The organism is Streptomyces sp. NPDC060209 (genome assembly GCF_042728155.1).
Classification (GTDB): Bacteria; Actinomycetota; Actinomycetes; order Streptomycetales; family Streptomycetaceae; genus Streptomyces.
On sequence record NZ_JBHWZS010000115.1, the window covers coordinates 1 to 24104 of the forward strand.

Annotated in this window: 27 protein-coding genes; 12 read left to right on the forward strand and 15 right to left on the reverse strand. The window is 71.7% G+C overall.

The window, feature by feature from the left end:
• The 4 genes from ACFWFI_RS22040 to ACFWFI_RS22055 form a co-directional block, all read right to left on the reverse strand.
• On the reverse strand, positions 1-229 hold a 229-nt coding region (locus ACFWFI_RS22040), incomplete at its 3' end, for a YchJ family protein (protein WP_387392842.1).
• Positions 230-312: 83 nt separating this feature from the next.
• Positions 313-1122, reverse strand: coding sequence for an SAM-dependent methyltransferase (locus ACFWFI_RS22045; RefSeq protein ID WP_387392845.1), 810 nt, complete (start codon positions 1120-1122; stop codon positions 313-315).
• Positions 1123-1186: 64 nt separating this feature from the next.
• Positions 1187-1423, reverse strand: coding sequence for a DUF397 domain-containing protein (locus ACFWFI_RS22050; RefSeq protein ID WP_014152862.1), 237 nt, complete (start codon positions 1421-1423; stop codon positions 1187-1189).
• Positions 1423-2283 (reverse strand): helix-turn-helix domain-containing protein, encoded by an 861-nt coding sequence (locus ACFWFI_RS22055; protein WP_387392848.1) that lies wholly within the window; start codon positions 2281-2283, stop codon positions 1423-1425. Before ACFWFI_RS22055 ends, ACFWFI_RS22050 begins: the two co-directional genes overlap by 1 nt.
• Positions 2284-2490: 207 nt before the next feature.
• Here ACFWFI_RS22055 and ACFWFI_RS22060 point away from each other — a divergent pair, with 207 nt between their 5' ends.
• A complete protein-coding gene (locus ACFWFI_RS22060) occupies positions 2491-2949 on the forward strand; it encodes an ATP-binding protein (protein ID WP_387392851.1) in 459 nt (152 codons plus the stop codon).
• Positions 2943-3383: a hypothetical protein gene (locus ACFWFI_RS22065; protein ID WP_387392853.1), complete on the forward strand. Its 441-nt coding sequence runs from the start codon at positions 2943-2945 to the stop codon at positions 3381-3383. Before ACFWFI_RS22060 ends, ACFWFI_RS22065 begins: the two co-directional genes overlap by 7 nt.
• 14 nt (positions 3384-3397) lie before the next feature.
• Here the strand turns inward: ACFWFI_RS22065 and ACFWFI_RS22070 are convergent, their stop codons facing one another.
• The 8 genes from ACFWFI_RS22070 to ACFWFI_RS22105 all read right to left on the reverse strand — a co-directional run bounded on the left by ACFWFI_RS22070 (position 3398) and on the right by ACFWFI_RS22105 (position 12241).
• The gene (locus ACFWFI_RS22070; protein ID WP_387392856.1) at positions 3398-4744 is read right to left on the reverse strand and encodes a 6-phospho-beta-glucosidase; all 1347 of its coding nucleotides are present in this window, start codon (positions 4742-4744) and stop codon (positions 3398-3400) included.
• An 82-nt stretch (positions 4745-4826) separates the two neighbouring features.
• Positions 4827-6338, reverse strand: a complete 1512-nt coding sequence (locus ACFWFI_RS22075) for a cytochrome P450 (protein WP_387392859.1) — start codon at positions 6336-6338, stop codon at positions 4827-4829.
• A gap of 84 nt (positions 6339-6422) precedes the next feature.
• Positions 6423-7037: a GTP-binding protein gene (locus ACFWFI_RS22080; RefSeq protein ID WP_387392862.1), complete on the reverse strand. Its 615-nt coding sequence runs from the start codon at positions 7035-7037 to the stop codon at positions 6423-6425.
• Positions 7018-7386 (reverse strand): DUF742 domain-containing protein, encoded by a 369-nt coding sequence (locus ACFWFI_RS22085; protein WP_033302786.1) that lies wholly within the window; start codon positions 7384-7386, stop codon positions 7018-7020. The genes ACFWFI_RS22080 and ACFWFI_RS22085 overlap by 20 nt, the downstream gene beginning before the upstream one ends.
• Positions 7383-7790, reverse strand: coding sequence for a roadblock/LC7 domain-containing protein (locus ACFWFI_RS22090; protein ID WP_014152870.1), 408 nt, complete (start codon positions 7788-7790; stop codon positions 7383-7385). The genes ACFWFI_RS22085 and ACFWFI_RS22090 overlap by 4 nt, the downstream gene beginning before the upstream one ends.
• Positions 7787-9421, reverse strand: a complete 1635-nt coding sequence (locus ACFWFI_RS22095) for a sensor histidine kinase (RefSeq protein ID WP_387392866.1) — start codon at positions 9419-9421, stop codon at positions 7787-7789. The genes ACFWFI_RS22090 and ACFWFI_RS22095 overlap by 4 nt, the downstream gene beginning before the upstream one ends.
• 628 nt (positions 9422-10049) lie before the next feature.
• The gene (locus tag ACFWFI_RS22100; RefSeq protein WP_387392869.1) at positions 10050-10556 is read right to left on the reverse strand and encodes a MarR family winged helix-turn-helix transcriptional regulator; all 507 of its coding nucleotides are present in this window, start codon (positions 10554-10556) and stop codon (positions 10050-10052) included.
• Complete coding sequence (locus ACFWFI_RS22105; RefSeq protein WP_387392906.1) at positions 10553-12241, reverse strand: FUSC family protein; 1689 nt, start codon at positions 12239-12241, stop codon at positions 10553-10555. Before ACFWFI_RS22105 ends, ACFWFI_RS22100 begins: the two co-directional genes overlap by 4 nt.
• 152 nt (positions 12242-12393) lie before the next feature.
• Between ACFWFI_RS22105 and ACFWFI_RS22110 the strand changes: the two genes are divergently transcribed.
• The gene (locus ACFWFI_RS22110; protein ID WP_387392871.1) at positions 12394-13146 is read left to right on the forward strand and encodes a VOC family protein; all 753 of its coding nucleotides are present in this window, start codon (positions 12394-12396) and stop codon (positions 13144-13146) included.
• Positions 13147-13155: 9 nt separating this feature from the next.
• Here the strand turns inward: ACFWFI_RS22110 and ACFWFI_RS22115 are convergent, their stop codons facing one another.
• Complete coding sequence (locus ACFWFI_RS22115; protein ID WP_387392874.1) at positions 13156-13623, reverse strand: MarR family winged helix-turn-helix transcriptional regulator; 468 nt, start codon at positions 13621-13623, stop codon at positions 13156-13158.
• 205 nt (positions 13624-13828) lie between these two features.
• Here ACFWFI_RS22115 and pcaH point away from each other — a divergent pair, with 205 nt between their 5' ends.
• The 4 genes from pcaH to pcaD are packed head-to-tail and all read left to right on the forward strand — an operon-like array spanning position 13829 to position 17662.
• The gene (pcaH, locus tag ACFWFI_RS22120) at positions 13829-14572 is read left to right on the forward strand and encodes a protocatechuate 3,4-dioxygenase subunit beta (protein ID WP_387392908.1); all 744 of its coding nucleotides are present in this window, start codon (positions 13829-13831) and stop codon (positions 14570-14572) included.
• Entirely contained in the window at positions 14572-15144 is a 573-nt protein-coding gene (gene pcaG / locus ACFWFI_RS22125; RefSeq protein WP_387392877.1) for a protocatechuate 3,4-dioxygenase subunit alpha, read from the forward strand. Before pcaH ends, pcaG begins: the two co-directional genes overlap by 1 nt.
• Complete coding sequence (gene pcaB, locus ACFWFI_RS22130) at positions 15144-16508, forward strand: 3-carboxy-cis,cis-muconate cycloisomerase (protein WP_387392880.1); 1365 nt, start codon at positions 15144-15146, stop codon at positions 16506-16508. The genes pcaG and pcaB overlap by 1 nt, the downstream gene beginning before the upstream one ends.
• Positions 16505-17662, forward strand: coding sequence for a bifunctional 3-oxoadipate enol-lactonase/4-carboxymuconolactone decarboxylase PcaDC (gene pcaD, locus ACFWFI_RS22135; protein ID WP_387392883.1), 1158 nt, complete (start codon positions 16505-16507; stop codon positions 17660-17662). Before pcaB ends, pcaD begins: the two co-directional genes overlap by 4 nt.
• Positions 17663-17676: 14 nt before the next feature.
• Here the strand turns inward: pcaD and ACFWFI_RS22140 are convergent, their stop codons facing one another.
• Together ACFWFI_RS22140 and ACFWFI_RS22145 are read right to left on the reverse strand one after the other, a co-directional pair.
• A complete protein-coding gene (locus ACFWFI_RS22140) occupies positions 17677-18282 on the reverse strand; it encodes a GNAT family N-acetyltransferase (protein WP_387392886.1) in 606 nt (201 codons plus the stop codon).
• Positions 18283-18323: 41 nt separating this feature from the next.
• Positions 18324-19274, reverse strand: coding sequence for a phospholipid scramblase-related protein (locus tag ACFWFI_RS22145; RefSeq protein WP_387392889.1), 951 nt, complete (start codon positions 19272-19274; stop codon positions 18324-18326).
• A gap of 62 nt (positions 19275-19336) precedes the next feature.
• On the opposite strand from ACFWFI_RS22145, the gene ACFWFI_RS22150 reads away from it, so the two are divergent.
• The 5 genes from ACFWFI_RS22150 to ACFWFI_RS22170 all read left to right on the forward strand — a co-directional run bounded on the left by ACFWFI_RS22150 (position 19337) and on the right by ACFWFI_RS22170 (position 23990).
• Positions 19337-19768, forward strand: a complete 432-nt coding sequence (locus ACFWFI_RS22150) for a hypothetical protein (protein ID WP_387392892.1) — start codon at positions 19337-19339, stop codon at positions 19766-19768.
• A 114-nt stretch (positions 19769-19882) separates the two neighbouring features.
• Positions 19883-20533, forward strand: coding sequence for a DUF3105 domain-containing protein (locus ACFWFI_RS22155; RefSeq protein ID WP_387392895.1), 651 nt, complete (start codon positions 19883-19885; stop codon positions 20531-20533).
• The gene (locus ACFWFI_RS22160) at positions 20530-21177 is read left to right on the forward strand and encodes a DUF305 domain-containing protein (protein ID WP_387392898.1); all 648 of its coding nucleotides are present in this window, start codon (positions 20530-20532) and stop codon (positions 21175-21177) included. The genes ACFWFI_RS22155 and ACFWFI_RS22160 overlap by 4 nt, the downstream gene beginning before the upstream one ends.
• A gap of 193 nt (positions 21178-21370) precedes the next feature.
• Positions 21371-22669, forward strand: a complete 1299-nt coding sequence (locus tag ACFWFI_RS22165) for a phytase (protein ID WP_387392900.1) — start codon at positions 21371-21373, stop codon at positions 22667-22669.
• 64 nt (positions 22670-22733) lie between these two features.
• Positions 22734-23990: an ROK family protein gene (locus ACFWFI_RS22170; protein ID WP_387392903.1), complete on the forward strand. Its 1257-nt coding sequence runs from the start codon at positions 22734-22736 to the stop codon at positions 23988-23990.
• Positions 23991-24104 lie beyond the last annotated feature (114 nt).

Here is a 24104-nt window from a genome sequence, read left to right on the forward strand (position 1 = left end):
GATGCCATGTGCGCAGCAGGTACCCGGCGTCCCGGACGACGAAGGCGGCGTACCGCGAGCGCATCAGCGCCTCGCACGTCGGGGCCGCGACGGTGCCCGCGTGCAGTCGGCCGCAGCAGTCCCCGTAGGCGGCCGGCAGACCGCACGGGCACGGGGCCTCGGGGGTGATCCGCGGGGGACCCGCCTGTGGAGCGGCCGGCCGGCGGGGGCGTGAGGTGCGTCGTGACATGTGTCCATTGTGACCTGCGGGCCGGGGCGCCCGGCCGGTGGTGCGGGAGCACCCGCCGTACGCGTTCCCCCGGCCGGCCGCGGTCAGCGCTTGCGGGCCACGCCCGCGTAACCGGGGATCGGCTCGTCGCCGGGTACGTCGATGGCCTCGCCGAGCTCCGGACGCCAGTCCGCGGAGAGCGAGACTCCCGGCTCGACGAGTTCGAGGCCGTGGAAGAAGGCGGTGAGCTCGGCGCGCGAGCGGGGCCGCAGGGTCATCCCCCGTGCCTTGTACATGGCACGGGCCTTGGCCGCGCCCTCGGGGTCGAAGTCACCCGTGGTGTGCGAGAGCACCAGATAGCTGCCGGAGGGCAGCCGCTCCACCAGCCGGTCGACGAGCTCGGCGGCACCGTCCTCGTCGTCCACGAAGTGCAGCAGCGCGAGGAGGGAGAGCGCGATCGGCCGGTCGAAGTCGAGGATCTTGCCCGCCGCTTCCAGGATGGCGTCGGGCCTGCGGGCGTCGGCCTGGATGTATTCGGTGGCGCCCTCGGGGGTGGAACGCAGCAGTGCCGCCGCGTGCGCGAGCACGATCGGGTCGTTGTCGCAGTAGACGACGCGCGCGTCCGGGGCGGCCTTCTGTGCGATCTGGTGGAGATTGGGCTCGGTGGGTATGCCCGAGCCGATGTCGAGGAACTGGCGCACGCCGTTCTCGGCGAGCCAGCGGGTGGCCCGGTGCATGAAGGCACGGTTGACCCGGGCCATGTCGCGTCCCCGGGAGTCCAGTGCGAGCAGCTGCTGGGCCATCTGTTCGTCGACCGGGTAGTTGTCCTTGCCGCCGAGGAACCAGTCGTACATCCGTGCCGGATGCGGCTTGCTCGTGTCGATCTCGACGGCCTGGGGTTCCTGCCCGGTCATGACGCACTCCGTTGGTCGGGGACTTCGGCGAACAGCGTGGGGTACGAGAGTATGTGGCTGTGTGTCAGGTAAGGAGGAAATCGGCCTGTCCGGACTTGGCGCCCTGGATGAATGCGGCTATCTCGCCGTTGGAGTAGATGAGCGCGGGGCCGTCGGGGTCCGCGGACTGGCGGACCGCCACCCTGCCGTCGGCCAGTTTCATGGCCTCGATGCAATTGCCCCCGTTACCACCGCTCCACGGCTTGTACCAGCCTTCGGTGCCGAGGTCGGCGGCCGGCATGCCGTTGTATATGTGGTTCATCACAGCTCCTTGCGGAAGTCCCTGAGGATTTCCTTCGTGCGTTGTGCAGTTGCGGCCTGAGCCGCCATGCGGTCCATGACCTCGAGATAGGAAGCCACCTCGGGGCGCGCGTCGAAGTAGACGGCACCGGTCAGGTACTCGCTGTAGACCATGTCGGGGAGTTCCGGGACCGCGAACCGGAAGAGGACGAAGGGGCCGTACGTGCCCGGGTGATGACCGGTCGCGAACTCCGCGATCTGCAGGGTCACATTGGCCATGTCGGTCGCTTCGAGCAGGCGGTCGACCTGCGCACGCATCGCATCGGGACTGCCGACCGGGCGGCGCAGGACGGTCTCGTCCATCACCACCCACAGCTTCGGCGCCTCCGCCTTGGTGAGCAGGGACTGCCGTTCCATCCGCAGCGCCACATGGCGCTCGATGTCCGCGGGCCGGGTCTGGCCGACCGCTCCTGTGCGCAGGACGGAGCGTGCGTAGTCCTCGGTCTGAAGCAGACCGGGGACGAAGTGAGGTTCGTAGGTGCGCAGGAGGCTCGCGGCGCCCTCCAGGCTGACGTACATGCTGAACCAGTCGGGCAGCACGTCGTGGAAGCGCTGCCACCAGCCCGGCTTGTTTGCCTCTTCGGCGAGTTCGACGAAGGCGTCGGTCTCGCCATCGGCGATCCCGTAGGCCTTGAGGAGGAGTTGGACGTACGGGATCTTCAGCCCGACCTCGGCGGTCTCCATCCTGCGTATGGTTCCCGGGGCGACACGGAGCACCTTCGCCGCCTGGTCACGGCTCAGGCCGACGCGCTCCCGCAGATCCTGCAGGCGCTTGCCGAGAACGACCTGACCCACGGTCGGGGCGGACCGCGGTTCGCTCACTTCAGACCTCCCGATGCGCTATGTGCGAGCAGTGTGCCATGCGCACGGCTCCAGGGACACTGCCACTCTGAATTTTTCAGAGTGCCTCTTGCCAAGTGTTCATGTCAGGGGGAGAGTTGGTGACCGAACCAAGTTCGCGTGGTCGCGCCCACTCCATTCCGGGGTGGTGCGAAGCGTGACGCAGCCCCCCACTGTGAGGAATCGGTCGTGGCACCTGGCAGTGCGCTCATCCCCCGGCTCATGGACCTCAGCCCCGGGACGGAAGCGCTCCGTTACTGCTTCGCGCTGCCCGCGCACCCCGAGTCCGTGGCCGGTGCCCGGCGCCTCACGCGGGCCCGGCTGGCGGACTGGCGGCTGACCGGGGACGCCCACGACGCGGCGGTGCTGATCGTCTCCGAGCTGGTCACCAACGCGGTGGTGCACACCGCGAGCACCCGGGTCGTCTGCGAGCTCCGCTGCGACGCCGCCCGGCTGCGTATCTCCGTACAGGACCAGGGACATCAGCCCGGCGGCCCCCGGCTGTCCCTCACCGCCGACGGCGAGCACGGGCGCGGACTCCTGCTCGTCGACTCCATGAGCGCCGCCTGGGGATCCCACGACGCGGGGAACCACTCGGGGCGCATAGTGTGGGCGGAGCTGCCGTACGGCCCGGAGCGGACATGCTGAAGAACGCGCTGTCCCAGCTGCTCGGTGCGCGCCGCGCCCGGACCGTGGAAGAGGACAGCGCACCGAACCGGGTCCGGCTGCCGCTGCCGCCCGCACTGTCGGCGAGCCTCGGCTGCGACGCGGTGGGCGTGCCCGCGCAGTACGGATTCCGGTTGATGTCGCATCTGCCGCGCGCAGGATGCGTGTTCGCCGACGCCGACCGGTGGTGGTGGATCGTCCCGTCGGGGTCGGACCTCGATCTGGACTGGCCGGAGCAGGCGTCGTACGCCACCGGGGCCTACGTCCCCGCCGGACGACCCCGGCTGATCCACGCGCCGGAGAGCCGTACGCCCTACACGCCACCCATTCCGCTCTTCCTCATGGTGTGTCAGGTCACCGGTGTCGCCCCGTCCTGGGCCCCGTCCGGCCGGCCGAGAGCCGTGCCCGCTCCCTGACGGGCCTGTCCCGTTCACGGCCGGTCGAGATAGGCGAGCCCCGGGTGCGCCCTGGTGTATCCCTCGACGAGCCGGCGGGCCACGGTGACGGAGTCGACCAACGGGTGCAGGGCGAAGGCCCGGACGGCCGCTGCCCGTGAGCCGCTCTCCGCCGTTTCGAGCACCGCCCGCTCCACGGCCTTGACCGCCGTGACGAGCCCGACCGCGTGGTACGGGAGCGGATCGACGGCGACGGGATGCGCGCCGTTGGCGTCGACCAGGCACGGCACCTCGATGACGGCGTCCGCGTCGAGCACCGAGAGGGTGCCCCGGTTGGGGACGTTCAGGATCAGCGAGGTGCGCTCGTTGCGGGCGACGGCGCGCATCAGCGCGAGGGCCACCTGCTCGTAGCCCCCGGACTCCAGATCGCTCTCCTCGCGCTCACCGGCTCCGGCCACGTCCCGGTTCTCCGCCATGTACGTCGCCTCACGCTCGGCACGCGTACGGTCCCAGGTGGCCAGCGGCGGGGCGGCCGGGTCCTTCATCCGGGCGTAGAAGCCCTCCTGCTGGTCGCGGAGGAAGGCGCCGCGGGTCTGCTCGGCGTCCTGGTAGGCGCGGACCGCTTCCCGGTTGAAGTAGTAGTAGTGCAGGTATTCGTTGGGGATCGCGCCCAGCGAGCGCAGCCAGTCCGGACCGAAGAGCCTGCCCTCCTCGAAGGAGCCGAGCAGTGCGGGATCGGCCAGCAGGCGCGGGAGTTCGTCGCGCCCGTCGACCCGGAGCCCGCGTACCCAGCCGAGGTGGTTGAGCCCGACGTAGTCGATCCAGGCCCGGTCCGGGTCCGCGCCCAGGACCCTGGCGATCCGGCGGCCGAGCCCCACCGGTGAGTCGCAGATGCCGATGACCCGGTCGCCGAGGTACCTGGCCATCGCCTCGGTGACCAGGCCCGCCGGATTGGTGAAGTTGATGACCCAGGCGTCGGGCGCGAGCCGGGCGATGCGCCGGGCGAGGTCCGTCGCGACGGGAACGGTGCGCAGCCCGTAGGCGATGCCGCCCGCTCCGACCGTCTCCTGCCCCAGGACGCCCTCGTCGAGTGCGACGCGTTCGTCGGCCGCCCGGCCCGCGAGGCCGCCGACCCGGATCGCGGAGAAGACGAAGTCCGCTCCCCTCAGGGCCTCGTCGAGATCACCGGTGGCGAGGACGGCGGGCGCGTCGGCGATGCCCGCCGCCTGTTCGGCCAGGACCCGTGCGACGGCGGTGAGCCGGTCCCCGTCCGTGTCGTACAGGGTCACCCGCGAGACGCGGCCCTCGGCGTGATCGCCGAGCAGCGCCCCGTACACGAGAGGGACCCGGAATCCGCCGCCACCAAGAATTGTCAGCTTCACGCTGCTCGATGGTACGGGGAGAGAGGCCGGGTGCCCCGGACCCGGAGGCCCGGGGCACCCGGAACGGTGGACCGCCCAGATGTCAGTGGCCGCTCCACCACCGCACGACGGCGTGCCAGATCTTCGCCGGGCCGCTCCGCTGCGCGGGGATGACGACTCCCTCTCCGGGGGGTGCGTACGGCCCGGCGGTGCGCACTCCGGCCGGGGCGGCCACAGGGCCCTGCCCTGGGACGGCGGGCGACGAGACCACCCAGTCGGCGTGTGACCGGGACCGGGCCACCGCCGGCAGCGGTTCGGCGTCGATCTCCTGCTGCGGGGTGGGACCGAAGGTCGACGGCAGGTCCACCAGGTGCCGGGACATGAAGTTCCCGGCCCGGCTGAGCTGCTTCTCCTCGACACCGAGTTCGAGGTCGGGCAGGCGCATCAGCAGGGCGTCGACCCCGACGTCCGCGATGGCACGTCCGATGTCCTGGCCGGGGCACTCGTGGGGGCCGCTGCTGAACGCCATGTGGGCGCGGTTGCCCTCCATGCTGACGGTGAGGTCTGGCCGCACGGCGGGATCCGTGTTGGCCGGCGCGATGCCGACGATCAGGGCGTCACCTGCCTTGATCTGCTGCCCTCCGAGCTCGGTGTCGCCCACCGCCCAGCGGCCGAGGACCGAGGTGAACGGCGGCTCGTCCCACAAGGTCTGCTCGACCGCCTCGGGCACGGTCATGTGCCCGCCGCTGAGCCTGGCCCGGAACCTGGGGTCCGTGAGGACCATGCGCAGCACGTTGGCGATCAGGTTGGTGGTCGTCTCGTAGGCGACGATCAGGACCACCCGCAGGTGCTCGCTGACCTCCTTGTCGGTGAGGCCCGCCGGGTGCTCGACCAGCCAGGTGGCGAAGTCCTCGGCGGGCGCCTCCCGGCGGCGCTGGACCAGCCGGTCAAGGGCGCCGATGACGTAGGCGTTGCTCGCGACGGCGGTCTCCGAGCCCCGTGTCATGTCACGGGCGGCCTGCACCAGACGGTCGTTGTACTCCTCGGGCATGCCGATGATCGCGCACATCACCATCATCGGGAGCCGCTCGGCGAACTGGCTGACCAGCTCGGCCCGGCCCTCCCCGCAGAAGTCGTTGACGAGCCGGTTGGAGTACCGGTTGATGTGGCGGCGCACGCCACGGGTGTCGATGCGCGCCATGCTGTCGGTGACCGCGCCGCGCAGCCGTTCGTGTTCGGCGCCTTCGGCGAAGGAACACACCGGCTGCCAGGTGAAGAGCGGGGCGAGCGGGTGGTCCGGGGCCACGCTGCCGTCCTGCAGGCCACGCCACCGCCGCGAGTCGCGGGAGAACTGGGAGGGAGTGCGGGTCATGTGGAGGTTCTCGCTGTGTCCGAGCACCAGCCAGGCGGGGACGTCCTCGTGCAGCAGGACGGGCGCCACCGTGCCGTGTTCGGCGCGCAGCTTCTCGTACAGACCCGCGGGGTCCGCCTCGGCCTCGGGGCCGTACAGCCGGCGCAGTCCGCCGGGCCCGACACCCATGCCGTGCGCGGGACATTGCGGGGGCGGCACCGGACCTGTGGCCGATCCGGGTTCGTGCTGGAAGGGGGTTGTCACAGTGGCTCCAGGGATAAGGCGTTCCGGGACCGGGCGAGTGGGGGACAAGGCCCGTTCACGGGAAGAGGGCGGTACGTGCAGTCGTCAGGCGAGCGGTACGGCAAGTCGGTGCAGGTAACGCATCAGGGTCATCAGCACATCGCGGCTCGAGCCGCGCAGCCGGGCGTCGCAGTCGATCATCGGAACCTCGTCCGGGAGATCCAGGGCACTGCGCAGGGCCTCGACGGGGTGGCGCGGTGCGCCGGGGAAGGTGTTGACGGCCACGACGAAGGGCACGCCGCGCTCCTCCAGCCTGCCGATGACGTCGAAGCTGACCTGGAGCCGCCGGGTGTCGATGAGGACGACGGCCCCGAGCGCTCCTTCGAAGAGCCCGTTCCACAGGAACCAGAAGCGTTCCTGGCCGGGGGTGCCGAACAGGTAGAGGATCAGTTCGTCACTGAGGCTGATCCGGCCGAAGTCCATGGCGACGGTGGTGGCGGTCTTGGTCTCCACTCCCACGTTGTCGTCCACGCCGACACCGGCCTGGGTCATGGTCTCTTCGGTCGTCAGGGGCCGGATCTCGCTCACCGAGCCGACCATGGTCGTCTTGCCGACCCCGAACCCCCCGACGACGACGACCTTCACCGCGGCCGTGGCCGTGTCGGGGAGGACGTCCTCGCTGCGGGGGCCCGTGATCGTGTCAGAGCTTCTGAAGTCCATGCATCACCGCTTCGAGGAGGGACCGGTCCGGGAGCGCGGCGCGAACGATGGGCGCACGCGATTCGATCAGCTCGGTCGCCAGGAGTTCTGTCAGGAGCGAGGTGACCACGCTGAAGGGGAGACTCAGATAGGCCGAGATCTCGGCGACGGACAACGGCGCCTTGCAGAGCCGCAGGATCGCGGCCTGCTCGGGCTGGACCGTCGGCGACGGCTCGGCCTGCGCCACCACCATCGTGACGAGGTCGAGTTCCGCTCTTTCGCCGTCGGGGGCGCCGGTGATCACGTACAGCCGTTCCGGGTCGCTCACCGCCGGGTCGGCCTTTCGGCGTTCTCGTCGGGGAGGACTCATCCGGCCTGCCCATCGTGACGCGGAGGACTCGTCAGGTGCGCGCCGATACGGACGACCATGTCGCGCATGCGGGCACCCACCAGTCCGGCGTCGACCGTCTCGCCGGCCAGGACCGCGAGGTAGGCACCCGCACCCGCGGCCATCAGGTAGAAGAACCCTCCGGTGACCTCGATGACGACGAGCTTCATCAGGCCGTCGCTGTAAGGGATCTCGGTGGCGACGGCCGCGGCCAGGCTCTGAAGCCCGGCGCAGGCGGCGGCGAGACGGTCGGCGACGTCGGGGTCGCCGCCGTGCCGGGCGATGCGCAGGCCGTCGGCGGAGAGCACCACGATCTGGTGGATGCTCGGTACGTCGTCGGCCAGTTCCTTGAGCATCCAGTCCATGTTTCCCCGCTGCTGGATCACTTCTCGTCTCCCTTGTCCCACGCGTCGTCAGAGTCTGTGTCGTTCTTCGGCTCCTTGGGCACACCGTTGACGGCCTGTGTGAAGGCCTCCAGCCAGAGGCCGGGCGGTGCCGTGCCGCCACCGCCGTGTCCGTTGTGCCCGTTGCGCGCGGCGGGCTCCGCGGCCGACGCGGACTGCTGCGGGAGGTTGTGCGAACCGAGGGGTGCGCGCCCTCGGCTGCGGCGCTGCGGGAGCCCGCCATCGGTCCATTCGGTCACGACGATCTCGTCGTCGCCCATGGCCGACGCGGCGGGCGCGGGCCGTGCGGCGGACGCCGCCGGGGCCGACGCGGGGGCGGGGACGGGGGACGCGAGCGACGGAACGGGGCCGGTCGCGGCGGGGCGCGCCTTGTGCTTGCCGCGCGGGGGGACGACATGCTGCATCTGCGACATGTCGAGCGAGCTCTGGGGTCGTGAGGTGGCGCCGATGCCGTGCGCGATACCGGGAGCCGGGCCGGTGGTGATCATGTCGCGCGGCACGATGAGTACGGCGCGGACCCCTCCGTACGCGGACTGCCTCAGGGAGACCTGGAGCTGGTACATCCGGGCGAGCCGTCCGACCACGGCCATGCCGAGGCGCGGGGACTCCCCGAGGTCGTTCATGTTGATGCCGGCCTGGGCCTGGGCGAGCATGTTCTCGGCCCTCACGCGGGCCTCTTCGCTGAGGCTGACGCCACCGTCCTCGATCTCGATGGCGATGCCGGTCTGCACCTCGACCGCGGTGACGTGCACCCGGGTCTGTGGCGGCGAGTAGCGCGTCGCGTTGTCGAGGAGTTCGGCGCAGGCGTGGATGAGCGGCTCGACCGCGGTGCCGACGATGGCGACCTTCGCGATCGAGTGCAGATCGACGCGCTGGTACTCGAGGATCCGGGACATCGCGCCGCGCAGCACGCTGAACAGCGGTACGGCCTTGGGCCACTGGCGGCTGGGGCGGGCGCCGCCGAGTACGGCGATGGAGTCGGCGAGCCGGCCGATCAGCGCGGTGCCGTGGTCGATGCGGAGCAGGTCGTCGAAGACGTCGGGGTTGCGCCCGTGGTGGTCCTCCATCTCCCGGAGTTCGCTGGCCTGTCGGTGGACGATGGCCTGGACCCGGCGGGCGACGCTGACGAAGGCGCGCTGCGCGGAGTCACGCATCGCCTCTTCGTTGTCGATGATGTCGAGGACCTGCAGGACCAGGGCGCGCTGCGCCTTGGGGAGGTTGCGGTAGGAATCGTCCGCGTCGACGATGTCGCGCATCACCTCCTGCGGCGAGTTGCTGGCGCGCAGCCGGCGGATCGCGGCGGGCAGGAGTTCCTTGCTGAGGCGTTCGGTCTCCTGGTCGTGCGAGGCGATCCGGTGTTCCAGGTAGGCGATGCGCTGTTCGTACTCGGCGCGCTGGACGCGCATCGCCCGGCGCCGGCGGTTCAGTACGACGGTGAGCGTGGCGACCACGACTGTGGCGATCGCACCGCACCAGACGACTGCCGCCCGTGTGGCCCCGGTGACCGGCACCGCGCCGGCGGCCGTGGCGCCCGCCATCAGCACGACGGGCAGGAGCGCGGCACGGACTACGGGGATGTCTCTGTTGGTCGGCGGTGATTCAACACGGACCATCTAAACCCTCTGGCGGTTGATTTCGGGAGGTATACGCACTTGCACGGATGGTTGTGTACAAGCGCTCGAATTCACATCAACTCGACTTCACTGCGCGTGAGCCTAGCCAGATCAGAACAGTGTCTCGGCATATTCACCCAACCCCCTGCGCGAGCACGCCGGCGGTAATACACTCGCCAGTTTTCGTACTCACCGCCGCCGAGCGTGCGCAGGGAGTGACGCCTTTCGGGAATCGGGAGAAAGTAGACCGCGACGTCCCGCCCTGAGGGACAGCAGCCCTCCGGCAGTAAGCACGGCAGTCAGTGGATTTCCAGCAGAAACACGAAATAATGGGCACATGTGGTCGAGAAAAGTCAGCCCGTACGAATACCTACGCACCGCAGAGCGGGACGAGGGCACATGTGATCGAATCGGATCGAAAGGAGCAGATTCCTGAGCGACGGACGGATGTGCGAGTGCCTCGGCGCGAGGTCCGCGGGGTTTGCGCCGCCGAGCCGGCGGTTACCGGCCTGCGGGCGTCGCGGCCGTTCCCGCTCCCGTGGAGCATCACTCTCGGTGATGTTCACCCCATCCGTCCGGGGCACGGCCCCGCGCGCCCCTCGTCCGTGGGAGCGGCGCTGCGCCGGGGTCAGCGGCGGCCGCCGCCGAGCCGGCCCTCCAGTTGCACCAGCAGCTCACCGAGCTGTCCGCTGAGACCGCTGCGGGTCTCCTCGTCGAGCCCGGAGAGCACCGACCGCTCATAGGCGAGCTGTTCGGGCAGCAGACGGTCGACCAACTCACGCCCAGCCTCCGTCAGTCCGACGTGGGCGACCCTGCGGTCCCTGGCATCGCTGCGGCGACCGATCAGGCCGGACTCCTGCAGGGCGCGCAGGCGCTTCGTGACGGCGGCTCCGGACGAGAAGGTCTCGCGGGCCAGCTCGCCGGGGGTGAGTTCACGGTCGGTGCGCCGCATCGCTCCCAGCAGGTCGAATTCGGCACGGGTCAGTCCGGCGGCCCGCAGGGGCGCGTCCTCGGCCTGCTGGAGAAGGGCCGCGCAGCGGTTGATGCGGCCGATGAGTTCCATCGGTCCGGTGTCCAGCCCCGGGTTGACGGCGTGCCACTGCCGCACCACCGAGGCCACGATGTCGTCGGTCACACCGCTCCGTTCGCCGGGGGCAGGGTGATCATTCCCTGCCGTTGTGCTGTCGCCGCGAGCGTACGGTGTCCTGCCTGCTCGGCAGCGAGCAGCTCTTCCTCGGGCAGGGCGCGCTGCCACCATTCGCCCGATGCGACGTCGCCGGCGTCGCGCAGTTCGACGAGGGAGCCGGTCAGCCTCCTGCGCGCCGTTTCGAGCGTGAGGGCGTCGGCCTCCGGGTCGGCGACCGCCCGGTCGGCGCGGTGCCGGGCCTCCCCCGCCGCGGCGAGGGCCCGTTCCACGCGGCCGGATGCCCGGCGGTTGGTGACGGCGATCGCGGCGAGGAAGCCGACCGCGACGCCCACGAGGGTGTCCAGGGCGCGGTCCGCGATCAACTGACCCGCAGGCTGGAAGCCGCCGAATTCCAGGATCAGCAGGGCCATCGGGGTGACGGCGACGGAGCCGAGCCAGTAGTTGCGGGTGATCAGGGCCTCGGCGGCGAAGTTGAAGACCAGGACGCACAGGACGAGGGCCAGCGGGCTGACCCGGGCGAGGGGGATGACGGCCGCGAAGACCAGCACACCGAGAAGGTTGCCGACGGTCCGCTGCAGGCCCCTGCTCCAGGAGAGGGTGAGGTTGGGCTGGTAGACGGAGGCCGCCGTCACGATGGCCCAGTACGGGTGGCCCACACCGAGCGCCGAGGACACGTAGCCGGCCAGGGCGCAGCCGACGAGCGTGCGGACCGCGACCGGCAGCACCGGGGAGCCGGGGCCGAGCGCGCGCAGCAGCCTTCGCCGGGCCTCACGCCGGCCCCGCCGCATCCGCTGTCCGGCCCGTTCGGCGTCGATCCCGAAGAGCTGTTCGAGGGTGCCGGGTGCGGGCGGAGGGCTGGGGACGGGTCCACGGGCCCGGGTCCCCGCCGCCCATCGGCGCAGCTCGTCGGGATCGGCGCCCGGCACACGGCCGTCGGCCGCCGGAGTGGCGAGGGCGCGCTCGGCGTGGACGACGAGCCGTTCGAGTTCCTGGCGCACGGGGGTGGGGCGGCCGGCGGCGAGCAGTGACTGCCAGGCGGCCTGTACCGCCGCCGCCGCGGTGTGCCGGCTCCGGGCGTCGGGCTCCGCCGCGTACGCCGCGGCGGCGTCGAGCGCGCGGGCGGTGGCGAGACGCTCGGGGCCCTCCCTGCGCCAAAGGGCGGGGAGGGCGGTGACCAGCCAGGAGAAGGCGCCCGCGGCCAGCATCAGGGCCATGTGCCCCGGCACCTGCCCGAGCTCCTGCGGCGCGAAGAGCGCGGCCGAGGTGACGAAGGCGAAGATCACGTTGCCGGGCGGGCCGATGCGGGTCGCGTCGCAGAAGGTCTTCTGCACGGCCGCGAGCAGCGCGCCGACAGCGATCAGCACGGCGGTCGAGTCGGTGATTGAGGCGGTGACCAGGGCGGCGGCGAAGCCCGCGGCCATCCCCAGGATCACGCGGAGGACGGTGTGGGCCCTGCGGGCGTACGGCAGGTTGTGCCCGTAGAGCGCGCAGAGCGAACCCGCCATCGTGTACATGACCAGGTCGAGCCGGTCGAGGGAGTACAGCAGCAGATTCGGGACGGCCGAGGCGACCACCACGCTCAGCGCGGGCTTGTACCAGATCTCCGCGGGGCTGTTCAGCCTCAGGACACCGGTGACCGGCAGTTTGTGGACGGATGGCTTCCGGGGTCGCATGGCTGTATCACTCACTCATTTACCTTAACAGGTGTTACACACGTAAAATATCTCGCAGGACCACCTCAGGTAGCCGCCGCTTCCGCACGGCCATAGCGTGCTGCACAACAGCGTAGGAACGTGACGGGTCGCACGCCTCGGGAGGAAACGGCATGAAGCTCACGGAACCGGTGCCCGGCGGCCCGTGCTGGGTCGAGCTGAGCACCTCGGACGTGCGGGCCGCGCAGGCGTTCTACGCGGGGCTCTTCGGGTGGCGGTCGGAGACCGATCCAAGGCCCGAAGCCGGCGGATACACGGTGGCACGCCTCGGGGAGGACGCCGTCGCGGCCTTCAGCCCCCTCTACCGCCCGGAGCAGTTGCCGGCCTGGACCGTCTCCTTCGCCACAGAGGACGCGGACGCGTCGGCCGATGCCGTCCGGTCGGCGGGCGGCACCGTGCTGATGGGCCCCATGGACGTCTTCGACCAGGGCAGATTCGCGGTGGCGGCCGACCCGGCGGGTGCGGTGTTCTCCCTCTGGCAGGCCCGCGCCTTCCCGGGCGCGGGGCGCTTCAACGACCCGGGGTCCCTCGGCTGGACCGAGCTCCGCACCCCCGATCCGCAAGGCGCTCTCGCCTTCTACCCGGCGGTGTTCGGCTGGACCGTCAACGACTCCGAGCACTTCACCCACTGGGGTGTGGACGGGGCGGACTTCGGCGGCATGAAGGAGCAGGGCGACGACGAACAGGCGGAGACACCGCCGCACTGGCTGCCCTACTTCACGGCGTCCGACACCGAGACCACGGCGGCCAGGGCCCTGACCGCCGGCGGTGAGCCGCTCTCGCCACCGACGCACATCCCGGGCGGACCCTGGGTCGCGACACTCCTCGATCCCCAGGGCGCGCGGTTCGGGATCCACACACCCTGAGGCCCGGCCTCACCGGCCCGCCGACGGTCCGGCCCCTTCCGGAGCGCGGAAGGTCTCGGCGGCGTCCGCCACCCTGTGCATCAGGTCGAAGAGCGTCCGCTGCTCGTCCGCGGAGAGCGGGCCGAGGAAGACCTGGTTCATCCCGACCGTGCGCCTGGCGAGCCGCGCGTGGGTGCGGGCGCCCTCATCCGTGAGGCGGAGCAGGAAGCGCCGCCCGTCCAGCGGGTCGCGCATCTTGTCGAGCAGCTCCCGGCGCAGCAGCCGGGTGATCACCTCGGCGACGGTGGACCGGTCGAGGCCGACCCGCTCCCCCACCGTCCGCTGGTCGAGGCCCGGTTCGGCGGTCAGGGCGTTGAGGACGGCGAACTGGGGTGAGGTGATCTCCTGGGAGACCATCGTGCTCCAGAGCAGGTGGTGCGCCTGCTGAAGACGCCGGGCCAGGTGCCCGGGGTGGGTGCTCAGGTCGACCGCCTGCACGGCACCGCCCTCTCTCTGTCGGCCGTCGGCTCAGTCAGCCGGGATGTCGAAGATACACAGTGTACTGAGGGTCTTGACCACAACGACAAGCCGTGGGTAGCTTCATGACCATCGCATTTTACTCAGTACACTGAGCATTATCAGCAATTCACGGAGCCGTGACATGACCGCACGTGACCTTCCCGCATATCCGCTGCCCGACGGAATGAGCCAGCAGGAGATCGACGCCGAGGTGGCCAAGGCCCAGGCGGCCGCCGAGCCCGGTGCCCACCATCCGCCGCGCGACTACCCCCCGTACCGCAGCAGCCACTTCCGCCACCCGCACCGCTCGCTCATCCCCGTGCGTGACCCGGAGGCGGTCGAGCTGTCCGGGCCGGCCTTCGGCGTCACGGACGTGACCGCGCTGGACCGCGACCTCACCGCGCAGCACGACGGCGAGCCGCTCGGAGAGCGGATCACCGTCACCGGCCGGGTGCTGGACCGGGCCGGGCGGCCGGTGCGGGGCCAGCTCGTCGAGCTGTGGCAGGCCAACGCCTCCGGGCGGTACGCCCACCAGCTCGACCAGCACCCGGCCCCGCTCGACCCGAACTTCACCGGGTTCGGGCGGTGCCTGACCGGCGACGACGGCGGCTACTCGTTCACGACCGTCAAGCCGGGCGCCTATCCGTGGCGCAACCACACCAATGCCTGGCGCCCCGCGCACATCCACTTCTCACTGTTCGGCACCTCGTTCAGCCAGCGGCTCGTCACCCAGATGTACTTCCCCGGCGATCCGCTCCTGCCCTACGACCCGGTGATCCGCTCCGTCACGGACCAGGCCGCGCGCGAGCGGCTCGTCTCGGCGTACGACCACGATCTGTCCGTTCCCGAGTGGTCCCTCGGCTACCGCTGGGACATCGTCCTCGACGGACCGTGCGCCACCTGGACCGAGGAAGAAGGCGACCACTGATGTCCCACGCCCCCACTCCCTCCCAGACCGTCGGCCCCTTCTACGGCTACGCGCTGCCCTTCCCCGGCGGCAGCGAGGTCGCCCCGGCCGGGCACCCCGACACGGTCACCGTGCACGGCTACGTGCTCGACGGCCTGGGCAACCCTGTGCCCGACGCGATCGTCGAGACCTGGCAGCCCGCACCCGACGGCTCGCGCACCGGCCTCCCGGGATCGCTGCGCCACGACCCCGCGACGGGCAAGGTGATCGGACGCGACGGGGTGGACTTCACCGGGTTCGGCCGCGCGCCGACGGATGCGGCAGGACGCTGGTTCGTGCGTACGCTCCCGCCCGGCGGAGTCCCGTACCTCTGCGCGGCCGTGTTCGCCCGCGGCCTGGTCCAGCACCTCTACACCCGCGTGTACCTGCCCGATCTGCTCGATGAGGGCGTGGGCCCCGGCGATCCGGTGCTGGAGTCGCTGGACGCGGAACGGCGCGCGACACTGATCGCGACACGCACGGACCCCCGCACCTACCGCTTCGACATCCGTCTCCAGGGCGACGACGAGACGGTCTTCCTGGAGTTCAGCTGATGCACGAGAGCGATGCCGGCCTCCTCGCCCCGGGGCGGGTCGGCTCCGCCGCCGAGACCTCGACCGGCGACCACGCCTTCCTGCAGGCGCTGCTGGACGCCGAGGCGGCACTCACCCGGGCCCAGGCCGTCTGCGGGTCGGCCCCGGCCGGAGCGGGGCGGGCGGTCACCGCGGCGGCGGACGCCGGCCGTTTCGACGTACGGGAGCTGGCGCTGCGGGCGCGGTCCGGCGGCAATCCGGTGATTCCGCTGGTCGCCGCCCTCTCGGCGGCGGTCGACGAGGATGTACGGCCGTTCGTCCACCGGGGCGCGACCAGCCAGGACATCCTCGACACGGCGGCGATGCTGGTGGCCTCGCGGACCCTGGCGCTCGTCCTCGACGACCTGGGGCGGACCGCCGACGCGCTTGAGCGGCTGGCGGCAGAGCATCGCGACACGCCGATGCCCGGCCGCACCCTGACGCAGCACGCCGTGCCGACGACCTTCGGCCTGAAGGCCGCCGGCTGGCGGTCGCTGGTGCTCGACGCCAGGGACCGGCTGCGGGCGGTGCGCGGCGCGCTCCCCGTCCAGCTCGGTGGCGCCGCGGGCACCCTGGCCGCCTTCCCGGCCGTCGGCTCCCCAGCCGACTCCGCAGCCGCCTCCGCAGCCGACGGGAAAACGGCGGGGCCGGAGCTCGTCGCCGCCTACGCACGGGAACTGGGCCTGGCCGAACCGCTGCTGCCCTGGCACACCCTGCGCACCCCGGTCGCCGACCTGGCCGGTGCGCTCGCCTTCACGGCGGGCGCTCTCGGCAAGACGGCGGCCGACGTGCTCACCCTGTCCCGTACCGAGATCGCCGAGCTCTCGGAGGGGTCGGGCGGCGGCTCTTCCGCGATGCCGCACAAGGCCAATCCGGTCCGAGCCACCCTGATCGCCGCCGCGGCCCGCCGGGCCCCCGGAGCGGCGGCAACCTTGTACGGCTCGCTCGCCGCTGAGGACGAACGGCCCGCAGGGGCCTGGCACGCCGAATGGGAGCCGCTGCGCGACCTGCTGCGCCTGGTCGGCGGGGCCGCGCGGGACGCGGTGGAACTCGCCGAGGGACTCAAGGTGTTCCCGTCGGCCATGCGGAGCCACCTGGGGCTGACCGGAGGGCTGATCGTCTCGGAGCGGCTGGCCGCCGTCGCCGCCGACCGGGTGGGCCGGGCCCGCGCCAAGGAGATCCTCACCGAGGCCGCCGGCCGGGCCCGCGACGAGGGCAGGCCACTCGCGGAGATCCTCGCCGGGGAGCCCGCCTTCGACGGCCTGGATCTCGCAGAACTGACCGACCCCGCCCGGTACACCGGCTGTGCCGGGCCTCTCACCGACCGCGCTCTGGAGCGCCGATGACCACGACACCCGCCCGCCTCCTCCACCACCGCGCCGAAGGGCCGGCGAGCGCTCCCCCGCTCCTGCTCGGCCCGTCGCTCGGCACCTCCACCGCACTCTGGGACGGGGTCGCCCCCGACCTCTCCGCCACCCACCGGGTCGTACGGTGGGACCTGCCGGGACATGGCGGCTCACCCGCCGAACTGATCGGTCCGGGCGCGGGGATCGCCGATCTGGGCGCACTGGTCCTGGCCCTCGCCGACTCGCTGTCCCTGGAGCGGTTCTCGTACGCAGGGGTGTCGCTGGGCGGCGCCGTGGGGCTCTGGCTCGCCGTCCACCACCCGGAACGCGTCGACCGCCTGGCCGTCGTCTGCTCGTCCGCCCACTTCGGCGACCCGGGACCGTGGCGGGAGCGGGCCGCCCTTGTGCGCGCCGAGGGCCTCGGCAAGGTCGCGGAGAGCGCGGCGGGCCGCTGGTTCACGCCCGGATTCACCGAACCCCGGCTGCTGGACGATCTCCTCGGCACGGATCCCGCCGCGTACGCCGCTTGCTGCGACGCGCTCGCCGAGTGCGATCTACGGCCCGGGTTGTCCGGCGTACGGGCGCCGACGCTGGTCGTCGCGGGCCGCGAGGACCCGGCGACCCCGCCCGCACACGCACGGGAGATCGCCGACGGAATCCCGGGCGCCGCGCTGACCGAACTGCCGCGCGCTTCCCACCTGGCTCCGGCGGAACGCCCGGAAGCCGTACGGGAGGCCCTGCGCGCCCACTTCGCGCCCCGGGAGCGCGGAAGCGGGACGGTGGTGCGCCGCGAGGTCCTGGGCGATGCCCACGTGGACCGGGCGCAGGCGGCGACCACTGAGTTCACCGCGCCCTTCCAGGACTTCATCTCCCGCTACGCCTGGGGCGAGATCTGGACCGACCCGACGCTGTCCCGGCGCGAGCGCAGCCTGATCACGATGACCGCCCTGGTCGCGCACGGCCACCACGGCGAGCTGGCGATGCACGTCCGCGCGGCGGTGCGCAACGGTCTCAGCCCGCGGGAGATCGGCGCGGCGCTCCTGCAGACGGGGGTCTACTGCGGTGTCCCTGCGGCGAATTCGGCGTTCGCGGTGGCTGAGCGGGTGCTGGCGGAACTGGCGGAGACGGAGCGGGAAGGGACGGAGCGGGCATAGGGCCGGGACGGCGGTCAGCCGGGCCGGCCGTCGCCCCGTACCCGGGCGTGGACGTGCATGTCGTGCCATCCGTCGGCGTGCAGATGCCCCCGCCTGCGGACGCCTTCGAGGAGGAACCCGGACTTCGCCGCGACACGGCAGGACGCCTCGTTCAGCACCGAGTGCACGAGTTCGAGACGTTCGAAGCCGGTTTCCTCGTCGAAGGCCCACCGCCGCACCGCCCCCAACGCCCGGGGGGCGAGGCCCGATCCGCGTGCGGCGGGAAGGACCCAGTAGGCGCACTCCGCGTATCCGATGGCCGGAATCAAGTCGCGTAGTGCGATGCGGCCGAGGACCTCGTCGCGCCCGTCGTCGCCGAGCCGGACGATTGCCCAGTAGACGTTCGTCTCGGTGGACCAGGCGGACTGCCACTCCTCGATCCAGGCGACGGCCTCCGCCTCCGTGTCCGCTCTCCGCAGATGCCAGCGTTGGATCGCCGGGTCGGAGAACGCGGCGAGGACAGCCGGTGCGTCCGACAGGCGCCAGGGCCGCAGAAGCAGTCCGTCGCCGACGGGGAGCGACGGCTGCGGGGAGGAGGAGAGTCGTCCCGGCGGGATGTGAGGAGGCACCAGAAACGGCATGCCAGTCATCCTGCCCGCCGCCAGGGCCGGTTTCCCGCAGATCAGCCGAAGCCGCGGGCGTCCTGCTTGAGCGCCGTGTCCACGGTCAGTGCCGTCGCCACGACGAGGCTCAGCAGCGGTTCGGGGAGCTGGTAGTGGATCTGCAGCACGTAGTTGTCCGCCGTGGTGAACATGGTCTTCGCCAGGCCTTCCCAGGTCTTGGTGATCCTGGCGATCTCGGCGTCGTTGTGGTCGACGATGGCGAAGTTCCACGCACGCCAGTTCTCGGCCTTGATGGCTCCGACCTGCTGCCCGTTGACCATCATCGAGAAATTGATCTTGCCGATGGCGTTCTGCTGGACGATCTCACCCACGGGCTGTCCGTCCGGGCGCTGCACGACAACCCGGGACTTGATGAACTTCGCCGGGCGGGTCAGGAGCAGTTGCGGCTGCCCGTAGGCGTCGCGGATCTCCAGGCGGTGCGTGAGGTACTGGTCGATGCTGGAGACGAACCTGAGCACCTTGCGCATGCTGCTCTGGCCGACCTGGACGACCGAACCGACCGTGTTGCCCTGCTGGTCGAAGACGCTGTACTCGTTCGTGAGCTCGATCAGCTTGGCCTTCTGGTTCACCACCAGGACCTGCTGGTTGAACAGTGAGCCGGCGCCGGGCACGCCCTGCTGAGGAACGGCCTGCGCAGTGGCCGCCTGCTGAGGAGCGAACTGCTGGGCGGCCGCCTGCTGAGGCTGGGGCGAGAACTGCTGCTGCGGCACCGCTGCATGCGGCTGACCGGCCTGCGACTGAGCGGCGTACGGCTGACCGGCGTGCGGCTGACCGGCCTGCGGCTGAGCGGTTGCCGCCGCCTGTGCCTGGGCGGGTGCCTGCGCCTGGGCGGGTGCCTGGGCCGGGTGGGTGTGCTCGGTCCACCGGGAACCGTCCCAGTAGCGCAGCAGCTGGGGCGCGCCGTGAGGATCCGGATGCCAGCCCGCAGGTACGTTCGATTGCGTCGTCACCGGGGCACACTATCCTGCCAACCTGTGGGCCGAACTCATTGAACATTCACACACCATCTACGATGGCGGCGATGACCAGAGCGAGCGGACGTAGGGACCGGCGACGGAGCGGCAACGGCCTGCTCGTCGCGCCGGTCTGGGCTCTGATGCTCGTGGCGGTGTTCCTCTGCTGCTCCCCGGCCGCCACGGCCTCACCCGGCGCCGAGGCCTCCTCCGTCACCGCCACCCGGGCCTTCACCCCGGTGCCCGCGGCTGCCGCGTCGGTCGTCGTGGCCGACGCCCCGGACGAACGCGGGATCGGCAGCTCCTGCCACGGAACGGCGGACCACTCGACGGCCGTCGTGCTGCCCGGCCATCCCGCTCCCGTCGCCCTGCCCTGCCCCTCGGCGGCGCTCGGGACCGCCCCGCTCACCGGCGCCGCGGCCATCCGGGGCCCCTCCAACGACAGCGTGGGCGCTGTCGACCAACTGCGTCTGCAGGTCCAGCGGATCTAGGCCTCCCGGACCCCGTTCTCCGCGCCGCCACGGCGTCGGAGGGCACTTCCGTATGCCCTTTCCCCGCGTGGCACGCCTTCCGCGCACGCGATCCGCTGAACCCGAGGACCTGACATGGCTTCCGCCAAGAACCAGAACAGCCCTGCCGCCGCGCGCCGCGCCAAGCTCGAGGAGGCCCGCCGCAAGGAGCGGGCCCGCGAGCGCCGCAGCCGCATCATCACCATCACCGCGGCCGTCCTCGTGCTCGCCGGCCTCGTCGCCGGGGGCGGTTACCTGATGTCCGCCGCCGACGAACAGGACAAGGCCGAGGAGCAGGCCAGGACCTCACCCGTCACGGGCGAGAAGTCCTGGGACAAGCTGACCCAGGACCACGTCGAGACGCCTGTGGAATACCCGATGAACCCGCCCGTCGGCGGCAACCACAACCCGGTCTGGATGAACTGTGACGCCGACGTCTACACCGAGGCGATACCGAACGAGAACGCCGTCCACTCCCTGGAGCACGGCGCCGTCTGGGTCACGTACAACGACAAGGCGCCGGACGCCGACGTCAAGGCGCTCTCCGAGCGCGTCGCCAAGACGCCCTACTCCCTGATGAGCCCCGTGTCCGACCAGAAGGACCCGCTGGTGCTCAGCGCCTGGGGCAAGCAGCTCACCGTGAAGAGCGCCACCGACGCCCGCGTCGCTCAGTTCTTCACCAAGTACGTCCAGGGCGCGCAGACTCCGGAGCCGGGCGCCGCCTGCTCCGGCGGGGTCGCCAAGTGAGCTCGGCCGCGCGTGCTCCCCGTTCCCTGGTGTGGGCGGGGGCCGTGGTGTTCGTCGTGGCTGTGGGGCTCGTCCTGCTGATGGTCGTACGGCCCTCGGCGGCGTCCTCGTCCGGTTCCGGGACGCCGGGTGCCGTCCCCGCGGAGAGCTCGGCCGATGTGGGGTTCGCCCGGGACATGTCGGTCCACCATCAGCAGGCGGTGGAGATGGCGTTCATCGTCCGGGACCGCACCGATGACGAGGACGTGCGCCGGCTCGCGTACGACATCATCAACACCCAGGCCAACCAGCGCGGCATGATGCTGGGCTGGCTGGAGTCCTGGGACAGGCCCAAGAGTTCGGACCGGCCGCCGATGGAGTGGATGGGCCACCCGGTCACCCCGTCCGACGGCTCACTCATGCCGGGCATGGCGACGGACACCGAGCTGGACCGGTTGCGTGCCGCCGATGGCAGGGACGCCGAGGTGCTGTTCCTGCGGCTGATGACCGTCCACCACCGCGCGGGGGCCGACATGGCACAGGCGGCGGCCGACGCGGCGGGCACGGACGAGATCAGGAGCCTGGCGGCGGGGATGGCCCGGGCCCAGGAGTCGGAGATCTCGCTCATGGCGGACATGTTGAAGGCCCGGGGCGCGCAGCCCTGAGGCCCCGCACGGGCCGGGGTCGGGCCGGGCCCGGTGACACGCGTCGCCGGACCCGTCCGCCCCCGCGGCACCGCGAATTCACCTGGCGCCCATGCCCCCCTCATGGACGCGACACCGGGGCAGCGCTCCGCCACCCGACACTTCCTGACGAGTCATGGACATGTCCCTCTCACGACAGGAAGCATTCGTGCGCATGCACCGCTCCCCTCGCCTGGCGGCCACCGCCCTCCTCGGCACGGCACTGATCACTCTCGTCCCGCTGTCCCCCGCGCACGCCCGGTCGCTGCCGTCCGTCGGCGCTACGGCCGAGACGGCCGCGCTGTACGACGACGAGGCGGGCGGCAACGCCAACGCCGACGACCCGGCGATCTGGCGCAACGCCGCCGATCCGGGGCGCAGCCTGGTCGTCGCCACCGCCAAGGAGGGCGGGCTGCGGGTCTACGGGCTGGACGCGTCCCTGGTCCAGACGATCCCGGCGCCGGCTCCCGGGACGGAGGACGACGCCCCGGGCAGATTCAACAACGTCGACCTCGTCACCGGGCTCCGCACCCCGTCCGGCCGCGCCGATGTGGCCGTGGTGAGCGACCGGGGCAACGACCGCCTCCGCATCTACCGTGTCGACCCCTCGCAGCCCGGTGGCCCGCTGAAGGACGTCACGGATCCTGCTGCCGCCCCGGTCTTCTCGTCGGGCCAGGCGGAGATCAACGAGCAGCGGACCGCGTACGGTCTCGCCACCTGGCAGGACCGCTCCACCGGGCGTTCGTACGCGCTCGTCAGCCGGCGCAACACCACGGACCTCGCGCTGCTGGAGCTGCGGCCGACGGCGGCGGGCACGGTGGGCTACCGGCTGGTGCGCACCCTCTCGCTCCCCTCGTCCTTCCGGCTCCCGGACGGCACCTCGTGGACGCCGTGCGGCGAGCCGGGTGAGCTGCCGCAGGTCGAGGGCATGGTCGTCGACCCGGAGAACGGCACGCTCTACGCCGGCCAGGAGGACGTCGGCATCTGGCGCCTGCCGGCCGGGCTGGACGGGCGCCCGGTCCTGGTGGACAAGGTGCGGGAGTACGGCGTCCCGGGGACGTACGACCCGGAGACCGAGGAGTGCACGCCCGGCGCCGACCCGGGCTTCGGCGGCAAGCGGCTCGCGGCCGACGTGGAGGGCCTGACGCTCTTCCGCGAGTCCGGCGGCGACGGCTACCTCATGGCGTCCGGTCAGGGTGACAACAGCTTCGCGCTGTACGACCGCGAGGTCTCCGAGCGCAATGAGTACGAGGGCGGCTTCCGCATCACCGCCGTATCGGCGGACCTCGACGGCAGTGAGGAGTGCGACGGTGCCGCCGTGCTCAACGAGCCGCTCGGTTCCCGCTACCCGCACGGTCTGCTCGTGGTCCAGGACGGGCACGAGACCTCCGCGTCGGGCGGCGAGGAGGGCCGGGAGGCGACCGGCTTCAAGTTCGTCGACCTCCGCGCGGTGACGGACGCGGCGGACATGTAGCTCGCGGTCCCGGCCCGTACCGCGAGCCCTCTTCCGTGGGGCATCGCATAGGCTCGTCGACGATATGAAGAGCTACCTCACGCCCCTGGGGTCCAAGGCCGACAAGGACACCGTGCGGCGCCACAACCTGAGCCTCGTGCTTCGCGCGGTACGGGACGAGGGCGAGGCCGGTGAGGCGACCCGGGCCGGAGTGTCGGCACGGGTCGGACTCACCCGGGCCGCGGTGTCCTCCCTGGTCGAGCAGTTGCTGGACAGCGGCTTCGTCACCGAGACGGGCAAGACGTTCAGCGGTCAGGCGGGGCGCCCCGGCACGGCCCTGAAGGTGGCGCGCACCGGGCCCGCCGGACTGGGCGTGGAGATCAACATCGACTACGTGTCGGTGTGCGTCGTGGATCTGGCGGGCACCGGCCGGGTGCGGCAGACCGAGCACCTGGACAATCGCGGCGCCCCGCCCGAAGAGGTCCTGGCCCGGGCGGCGGGGATCGCCGCACGCACCCTGGACTCGGCGCGGGAGCAGGATCTGTACCCGGTCGGTACGGCGCTCGCGCTGCCGGGACTCGTCTCCGGCGGTTCGGTCCGTCAGGCGCCGAACCTGGGCTGGAACCAGGTCGCCGCCGAAGAACTGTTCGCGGACTCGCTCGCCGGCCTGCGTCCCGGCACGGCATCGCTGCCCGTGCGCTCCGAGAACGAGGCGAATCTCGCGGCGCTGGCCGAGCTGTGGTTCGGCGGGCTCGACACGGTCCGCAGCTTCCTCTACCTGACGGGCGAGATCGGTGTCGGCGGCGCCCTGGTTCTCGACGGCGAACTGCTGCGCGGCGCGCACGGCTTCGCCGGGGAGATCGGGCATGTGGTGGTGGACCCGGCGGGTCCGGAGTGCCGGTGCGGCTCGCGCGGCTGTCTGGAGCAGTACGCCGGCCAGTCGGCTCTGCTGCGCGCGGCCGGGATGGACGAGGCCGCGGGCGGTGCCGCGGGAGTGATGGAGCTGGAGCGGCGTGCGCAGGCCGGTGACCCGGTGACGCTGGCCGCGGTGGCCGACGCCGGCCGGATGCTGGGGCAGGTGCTCTCCGGCGCGGTCAATCTGTTCGACCCGGACGCGGTGGTGCTCGGCGGTATCTACCGAGGCCTGATGCCGTGGCTCTCGCCGCCCGCCGACGAGGAGCTGACGGGGCGCGTGGTGTCCGGTCTCTGGTCCAGGGGCGGCGGCAGGCTGCGCGCGTCGTCCGTCGCGGGTGACGCGGCCCGGGGCGCGGCGGCACTGGTGGTGCAGGACGTGCTGGCCGACCCGGTCGCATACGCCCCGTCCGCACAGGTGGACGCCTGACACCCGCCCCCGCTGGGGCCGGGGTGCCCGGTGGTGGTTGGCCGGGCACCCCTTTTTTTTCGGGGGTGGGTCAGCGGACGCCGAGGAGGTGTTCCATGGCGAGCTGGTCGAGGG